Annotated in this window: 8 protein-coding genes and 2 pseudogenes; 5 read left to right on the top strand and 5 right to left on the bottom strand. The window is 52.8% G+C overall.

The features are described 5' to 3' along the window. Nucleotides 1-238: 238 nt before the first annotated feature. The 3 genes from hisB to E1H13_RS27060 all read left to right on the top strand — a co-directional run bounded on the left by hisB (nucleotide 239) and on the right by E1H13_RS27060 (nucleotide 4,257). On the top strand, nucleotides 239-880 hold the full coding sequence (gene hisB, locus E1H13_RS25745) for an imidazoleglycerol-phosphate dehydratase HisB (RefSeq protein ID WP_169617826.1): 642 nt from the start codon (nucleotides 239-241) through the stop codon (nucleotides 878-880). Between the two features lie 264 nt (nucleotides 881-1,144). Continuing rightward, complete coding sequence (gene alaS / locus E1H13_RS25740) at nucleotides 1,145-3,802, top strand: alanine--tRNA ligase (RefSeq protein ID WP_169617825.1); 2,658 nt, start codon at nucleotides 1,145-1,147, stop codon at nucleotides 3,800-3,802. A 74-nt stretch (nucleotides 3,803-3,876) separates the two neighbouring features. Then, on the top strand, nucleotides 3,877-4,257 hold the full coding sequence (locus E1H13_RS27060) for a hypothetical protein (protein ID WP_206071091.1): 381 nt from the start codon (nucleotides 3,877-3,879) through the stop codon (nucleotides 4,255-4,257). On the opposite strand, the pseudogene E1H13_RS28185 reads toward E1H13_RS27060, so the two are convergent. Next, a pseudogene (locus E1H13_RS28185) lies at nucleotides 4,218-4,304 on the bottom strand (addiction module antidote protein, HigA family); the annotation flags it as partial. The gene E1H13_RS27060 and the pseudogene E1H13_RS28185 sit on opposite strands and share 40 nt — an antisense overlap. Nucleotides 4,305-4,357: 53 nt before the next feature. Between E1H13_RS28185 and E1H13_RS25730 the strand changes: the two are divergent. Next, nucleotides 4,358-4,678: a hypothetical protein gene (locus tag E1H13_RS25730; protein ID WP_169617824.1), complete on the top strand. Its 321-nt coding sequence runs from the start codon at nucleotides 4,358-4,360 to the stop codon at nucleotides 4,676-4,678. Next, nucleotides 4,597-5,055, top strand: coding sequence for an HNH endonuclease (locus tag E1H13_RS25725; protein WP_169617823.1), 459 nt, complete (start codon nucleotides 4,597-4,599; stop codon nucleotides 5,053-5,055). Before E1H13_RS25730 ends, E1H13_RS25725 begins: the two co-directional genes overlap by 82 nt. Nucleotides 5,056-5,166: 111 nt before the next feature. Here the strand turns inward: E1H13_RS25725 and E1H13_RS28385 are convergent. The 4 genes and pseudogenes from E1H13_RS28385 to E1H13_RS25705 all read right to left on the bottom strand — a co-directional run. Further along, a pseudogene (locus E1H13_RS28385) lies at nucleotides 5,167-5,268 on the bottom strand (addiction module antidote protein, HigA family); the annotation flags it as partial. Nucleotides 5,269-5,367: 99 nt separating this feature from the next. Continuing rightward, on the bottom strand, nucleotides 5,368-6,285 hold the full coding sequence (locus tag E1H13_RS25715; protein ID WP_169617822.1) for a hypothetical protein: 918 nt from the start codon (nucleotides 6,283-6,285) through the stop codon (nucleotides 5,368-5,370). Nucleotides 6,286-6,493: 208 nt separating this feature from the next. Beyond that, nucleotides 6,494-6,712, bottom strand: a complete 219-nt coding sequence (locus tag E1H13_RS25710) for a helix-turn-helix transcriptional regulator (protein ID WP_169617821.1) — start codon at nucleotides 6,710-6,712, stop codon at nucleotides 6,494-6,496. A gap of 335 nt (nucleotides 6,713-7,047) precedes the next feature. After that, nucleotides 7,048-7,400: ISAs1 family transposase (locus tag E1H13_RS25705; RefSeq protein WP_169617820.1), on the bottom strand; the 353-nt coding region annotated here is incomplete at its 5' end.

The raw sequence follows: 7,400 nt of genomic DNA, 5'->3' as shown, positions 1-7,400 counted from the left end.
CAGCAGGGGAATATCGTCAACCCGTTCTGTGATAACGGTTAGAGGAGTTTCCATAGCCCAAATCTAACCTAATTGGCCGACCTCACTCAAAAATGAGCGAACCGGGAGCTCACACTTGGGTACCGGCAGATTTGGGTAAGATGGAATTTCAGTCGTTAATTCCCTTAGCCTTCTGGTGCCGCGCTACGGCTGCGCCTGAAGCACCCGACAGCATCGTTTACTCACGCCCATCTAGCTTATGCAAACTCAAGATCGTCCTATTTCCGTACCCACCCCCGGACTCACCTACCCCAGCCGCCAGGCTAGGGTGAGCCGCACCACTGGGGAAACCGATGTGCAGGTAAGCCTCAATCTGGATGGCACGGGCCAATGTGCGGCCAAGACAGGCATCCCCTTCCTGGACCACATGCTGCACCAAATTGCCTCCCACGGGTTGATTGACCTGGAGGTGCAGGCCAAGGGCGACATTGAAATTGATGACCACCACACCAACGAAGACGTGGGCATTACCCTGGGAATGGCCCTGCATCAGGCGTTGGGCGATCGCAAAGGGATTACCCGCTTCGGTCACTTTGTTGCCCCCCTGGATGAGTCTCTGGTACAGGTGGCCCTAGACTTTTCGGGACGGCCCCACCTCAGCTATGGGCTAGAGATTCCCACCCAGCGGGTAGGCACCTATGACACCCAGTTAGTCCGGGAATTCTTTGTGGCAGTGGTCAACCACAGCCAGATGACCCTGCACATTCGGCAACTCGATGGCATCAACTCCCACCACATTATCGAGGCCACCTTCAAAGCCTTTGCCCGAGCCATGCGCATGGCCACCGAAGTCGATCCCCGGCGGGCGCATCTGATCCCCAGCTCCAAAGGGGTGATTTAGACATAGATTATGCGTCAGTTGATGCAGCTCATCCGCAAAGCTTGCTTAAATGCCAGGGCTGATCGAGTTTCGTTGATAGATGTGGAACGGGCGGCGGCCAAGGAGAAAAACCATTTCGAGCGCTTTATTTGGCTGATCAATAGCCTCAGCCCTGCGCCCCCCATTCAAGTGATAGGGAGTGAGTCATCGGGTTCAGGGGTTAGGATAGGTCTAGAATAGAAAGCTCTTGAGTTCCACAGTTATCTAGTCTCTTCCTTTAGTCCCATGGCCAAGTCCAAACCGTCCACTGCAACCGTGATCACCGGCGCCCAAATTCGCCAGACCTTTTTGGACTTTTACGCCGCCCGGGGCCATGCCATCAAACCCAGCGCTTCCCTGGTGCCCGAAGATCCGACAGTGCTGCTGACCATTGCCGGGATGCTGCCCTTTAAGCCGATTTTTCTGGGCCAGCGGCCAGCAGATGTGGATCGGGCTACCACCTCCCAAAAGTGCATTCGCACCAACGACATCGAGAATGTGGGCCGTACGGCCCGCCACCACACCTTCTTTGAAATGTTGGGCAACTTCAGCTTTGGCGACTATTTCAAAGAACAAGCGATCGCCTGGGCCTGGGAACTGTCTACCGAAGTGTTCAAGCTACCCCCCGAGCAATTGGTGGTCAGTGTGTTTCGCGAAGATGATGACGCCTTTGCCATCTGGCGAGACCAGGTAGGGGTACCCACCCACCGGATCATTCGCATGGGCGAGGAGGACAACTTCTGGGCCTCTGGCCCCACTGGCCCCTGTGGTCCTTGCTCGGAAATTTACTACGACTTCCACCCTGAACGGGGGGATGACGACATCGACCTAGAGGATGACTCCCGCTTCATCGAGTTCTATAACCTGGTGTTCATGCAGTACAACCGGGATGCAGCGGGCAATCTGACGCCCCTGCAAAACCAGAACATTGACACCGGCCTGGGCCTGGAGCGCATGGCTCAGATTTTGCAGCAGGTGCCCAATAACTATGAGACTGACCTGATTCTGCCGATCATCGAAACAGCGGCGAAGCTGGCCGGGATTGACTACGCCAAGGCCGACGAAAAGACCAAGGTATCGCTAAAGGTAATTGGTGACCACGTGCGGGCCGTGGTGCACATGATTGCCGACGGCATTACCGCCTCTAATGTGGGTCGGGGTTATGTGCTGCGGCGGCTGATTCGCCGGGTGGTGCGCCACGGGCGATTGATTGGGATTGCAGGGGCGTTTATTAGCCAGGTGGCAGAAACAGCGATTCAGTTGGCAGAAGCCCCGTTTCCGAACACTCGCGAGCGAGAGTCCACCATTAAGGCCGAACTGGATCGGGAAGAGGCCCGTTTCTTGGAAACCCTGGAACGGGGTGAAAAGCTGCTGGCCGACATCCTGCAGCGGGAAGCCAAATCCAAAACCCAGCAAATTGCCGGTACCGATGCCTTCGTGCTGTACGACACCTACGGCTTCCCCCTAGAGCTGACCCAGGAAATTGCCGAAGAACAGGGGCTGACCGTGGATGTGGCTGGGTTTGAAGCGGCCATGGCAGAACAGCGGCAGCGCTCGAAAGAGGCCCACGAAACCATTGACCTGACCGTGCAGGGTAGCCTGGATACCCTAGCAGAACACATCCATTCCACCACGTTCCTGGGCTATACCGATGCCAGTAGCACCAGCCAGGTGGCAGCCATCCTGGTACAGGGGGAATCTGTGGACCAGGCAGAGGCCGGCCAGGAGGTGCAGATTGTTTTGGACCAGACCCCTTTCTATGCAGAGTCAGGGGGCCAAATCGGCGATCGCGGCTATTTGTCCGGTGAATCCGTTGTGGTCCGCATCCAGGACGTTAAAAAGGACAGCGACTTCTTTGTCCATGTGGGCCGTATCGAGCGGGGTACCCTGACCGTCGGGGCTGACGTGACTGCCCAGATTGACCGGGCCTGCCGCCGCCGGGCCCAGGCCAACCACACCGCTACCCACCTGCTGCAAGCGGCCCTGAAAAAGCTGGTAGATCCCGACATCTCCCAGGCGGGCTCGCTAGTGGCCTTTGACCGGCTGCGGTTTGACTTCAACTGCCCCCGTGCCCTCAGTGCTGAGGAAATTCAGCAGGTGGAGGAGCAGGTCAACACCTGGATCGCCGAGGGTCATGCCGCCGAGGTGGCCGTCATGCCCCTGGAAGACGCCAAAGCCAAGGGCGCGATCGCCATGTTTGGCGAAAAGTACAGCGCTGAGGTGCGAGTGATCGACTTCCCTGGGGTATCCATGGAGTTGTGTGGCGGCACCCACGTTAGCAATACGGCTGAAATTGGCCTGTTTAAGATCATCTCCGAAACCGGAGTCGCGTCCGGGGTGCGCCGGATTGAAGCGGTGGCTGGCCCCGCCGTGCTGGAGTACCTGAATGTGCGGGATGCCGTAGTGCGGGAGTTATCAGATCGCTTTAAGGCCAAGCCCGAAGAGCTAACCGATCGCATCACCACCCTGCAAACGGACCTAAAGACCACCCAAAAGGAACTGGAGACCCTCAAGTCTGACCTGGCCGTGCTGAAGTCTGACCAGTTGCTGAGTCAAGCAGAGAGCTTAGGCGATCTGAAGGTATTGGTGGCCGAGCTGGAAGCGGTCAGCGCCGATGCCCTGAAGACGGCTGCCGAACGGCTGCTGCAAAAGCTGGGGGCCGGGGCAGTGGTGCTGGGCTCGGTGCCGGAACCAGGGAAAGTTAGCCTGGTGGCGGCCTTTAGCCCTGAAGTGATCGAGCAAAAGCTACAGGCAGGTAAGTTCATTGGCGGCATTGCCAAACTCTGCGGCGGCGGCGGCGGCGGCCGCCCCAACCTGGCCCAGGCGGGTGGACGGGATCCGGGTAAACTGGCCGAGGCTCTGGAAGCGGCTAAGCAGCAGTTGGTGGCCGCTCTGGGCGCGTAGCCAATGCACAGCCCTCATCGGCTGATGGCTATGTAGACTAATCTCTATAATCATGGACATGATCCACATTCGCCATGCTGAATATTTCTTTGCCAGATAATGTAGAGGCGGTAATTACTCAACAAGCGGAGCAGGCTGGCTTTGACACGGCAACCGATTACCTGGTACATCTAGTCTTGAGGGAGCAAGAGCGGCTCTCCCAAAAGGCAAAGATTGAGGCACCTTTGGTAGAAGGCTTGGAAAGCGGTAGGCCCATTGAGGCAACCGACCAGTGGCGGGCGCAAAAGCAATCCATGTTCTTATGGCAACAAGTATCTTCCACAGAGATTGCCCAGAGGTTGCGAGAGCGGGCGGCGACTTACACAGGCTCAGCTAGTGAAGGGTTGCCCGATGCTGCCTTTGACCGTGAAACTATTTGCAAGCCCAGCCAAAACCGGGGAGACATATCAAAGTAGCGGGCCAGGCGCAGGGCGGTGTCGGTGGTAATGCGCCGCTTGTCATACCCATTGGTAGGCAGCATACAATAGAGCCATCCTAGAGAACTGTGCAGCGACTATGACTCCTCAGCTAATGGTACAGCCCTCATCCCTGATGGCGTCTGGGGTGCAGATGCGAGAATTTGGCGGGGTCTATTTGTTTAGATTTTCGGATGAGTTGCAAAGCCGCTTTGAAACGCTGCTTGACCGACAGAAAACGGCTACCCTCACGGCTGACGAAATGGCAGAATATGCTGGCATTACTGAGCTTCAGCGTATTTTTACCTTGATCAATGCCCAGCTAGCTGCCCAAAGCAAATGGTGCCCAGTGCAACCCGACTCCAGGTTAGGCAACGAGCTAAATTCCTCTGTGAATACTGCCACTCCCCCGAATACTTAAGCCCAGATTTGTTTACACTCGATCATTTGCAGCCAAGATCGCTAGGGGGAAGCGACCAACTTAATAATTTGGCGCTTGCTTGCCATCGCTGCAATGAGCGACGCTACAACTTTACCAAAGGTGTAGACCCTGTAACTGAGAACATGGTGCCGCTGTTCAATCCTCGGCGGCAGTCTTGGGCAGATCACTTCATGTGGTCAAGAGATACTTTGAGAATTTTGGGAACTTCATCTACTGGTCGTGCTACTTGCCAGCGGTTAGATCTGAACGATGATTTTCGGGATGAGCCGTCTATACAAGTAGCTCGTTCAATCTGGGTTTCTGCTGGTTGGCACCCTCCGGAAGGGGATCCCATAGAAAGTTGGGGAAACCCCTAAAACGCCGGTACAGATCCCAGGGTTCTGCCCTGGAATGCTCCGAAACTCATGGCCAATCTGCCTAAGAACCCTGGGATCTTGACATACTGTATCGATGCTCTAAGCGTCCTAGTCCAACTGCAAGTCGAGCCAAAACCGAGGAGACATATCAAAGTAGCGGGCCAGGCACAGGGCGATGTCGGCGGTAATACGGCCTTGAAAGCTCATCACCTCTTTAGCTTGAATAATTCATCGGTTCATTAAGGAATAACAGGACTGACAAAGGCGCGAGATCATGGCTGTCTTTGATCCAAAAATTAAAATAATCGATGACTATCGATCTGCCACAACTTCCTTCACCTTCCACTCACGACCATCTGAGAATTTGATCATCACCATCCTATAAGGTCTGAAGTCGTGTCTCCTTCCGACAGAATGATCATCCTTGCAGAAGAAGCGTGCTTGATAGAGAACTATAGCCTCATCTCCATGCTCAACCAAATTTTCGTCTCTATATTCTATATCGCACCTATCCCAATATTTTCTAAAATTTTCTAAGGCTGAATCAAAGGAAAAGCCTTTGCTGAAATACACTTTTGCCAAATAATCTTGAGAGAGCATTTGAAATGCTTCATCGAAAAGCCCATAATTTATTCTATAAAAATATAAATTGAAGAAGTCCAGGGGTTCCATGGTGGATGGCTGAGATGGATTGACGTTTGCCAAAAGGTTATTTGCCTCGGGAACTTCAAGGCCAGTCTGCCTAGCATTAGCCTCTTGAGAAGCATCACCCTTTTCCCCATCCTCTACTATGTTGCTTTCCTGAGCATTTATTTCTGAGTACATTACATACTCAACTGTTGTCTCTATATCAGCATTTAGATTTATCTCCCTTCTGATTGTTTTAAAGCCCTCTTTTTGAATTATCACTCTAACTTCTTCTCTTATTGGAATAGAAATGCTCACATATCCAAGATCGTCGGTATATCTAGGCTCAGGAGCACCATCAAAAATAAATTGAACTCTCGCCCAAGAAATCGGATTCCCTGAACTATCAAGCAATATAAATCGCACTCTTTTTTTGCTGTTGGATGGTTCCTCAGAGCTTCCAGGCTGTCCCGAACTCGAAAATAATCTATCCCAATTATTAAACAGAGCCACGCCCAAGCCGGTAATTGCTGTGATTACCGCAAGAATAATTGATAGTTTCGGACTTTGCTGTTGTAGACCCATGACAAGAATCTTGTTCACTAGAGATCAGGAAAATCGATAAGAAAATCCGAATAAAACTAAAGCCTGTAGATCAGGTACCTGCACTGTATATCTACCTTAATTGCTTTGCACAGCAAAATTAGTTCGAATTGGCTTGTCAATGCTATTGGAACTTATTCGCAAAGTGTTGTTCAATCATCAATTTTAAGATTTTACTAGATTGGCCTAATTTAACGTATTGACCAAACTATTTACTTGTCGCGATCGCCAGCTCATCCAGCGTACAGCCCAAAACCTCTAGCAGCTTTTGCACCTGAGAAACCGTCATTTTGGGCGGGTTTTCGCTGGTTTCCCATACATAGATTGTCTTTTCGGTAATTCCCAGGGCATTTGCCACCTCGCGGCGGGTCAGTCCCGCACGGGTACGCAAATCCATCAGTGTGGCTTGCTGACTTTGCTCAGACATACTATACTGCTCGGTAATTACCGTTCGGTATAGATGGAACGGTATATCTGTCCGGTCGCGATGAAGCTTTTTTGGCTCTTCCGGTCTGGTTATGCTGCTTTAAACGGAAATACCCACGGCAACAAACCTCTTAACTTGAAATTGTCGAAATTAGAAAAGCCATCAGGGTAATCGCATCTTAATCGAGTGCTCGTATGGATAGTTTGAGGGGTAAAATCATCGGATTATAGCGGGTCGACTCAGGCTTCAGGCCCAGCCATGGTCGGATATTCGAGTTAATTGCCTCCTCACGAAACCAGTTGTCGTTTATCCCAGGGTAGCCATCCTGTTGCCCGTCACGCCTCATCCGCCCCGCTGGCGGCGAGGATTTTGAGTAGAAAGCCATTGTCCATCGCGGCGGTGTAGCGCTTCATCTTCAGACTAAGCTTTGACGGTTCGCGCTTCAGTAAACTGACACTGAGCCGACGGATGAGCCCGAGGTTTTGGGCGGCATAGCCTTGGCGAATGCGGCTAGCATCTTCATTGAAGGTGACATCGAGCACCCAGTGGAGACTATTTTCTACACTCCAGTGAGAGCGAATCACCTGGGCATGGCGGAGGGCATTGGACGTCAAACTACTGATGTAGAACCGAACCTCGGTGGTGGTTTTGTTCCAGAGTTGGCGGGTACTGCGCACCATGACGACCG

The sequence above is a fragment of the Nodosilinea sp. P-1105 genome, from assembly GCF_012911975.1.
Taxonomy (GTDB): domain Bacteria; phylum Cyanobacteriota; class Cyanobacteriia; order Phormidesmidales; family Phormidesmidaceae; genus Nodosilinea.
The sequence above is the reverse complement of the archived record's forward strand: the minus strand, read 5'-3'. Positions and strand labels throughout refer to the sequence as shown.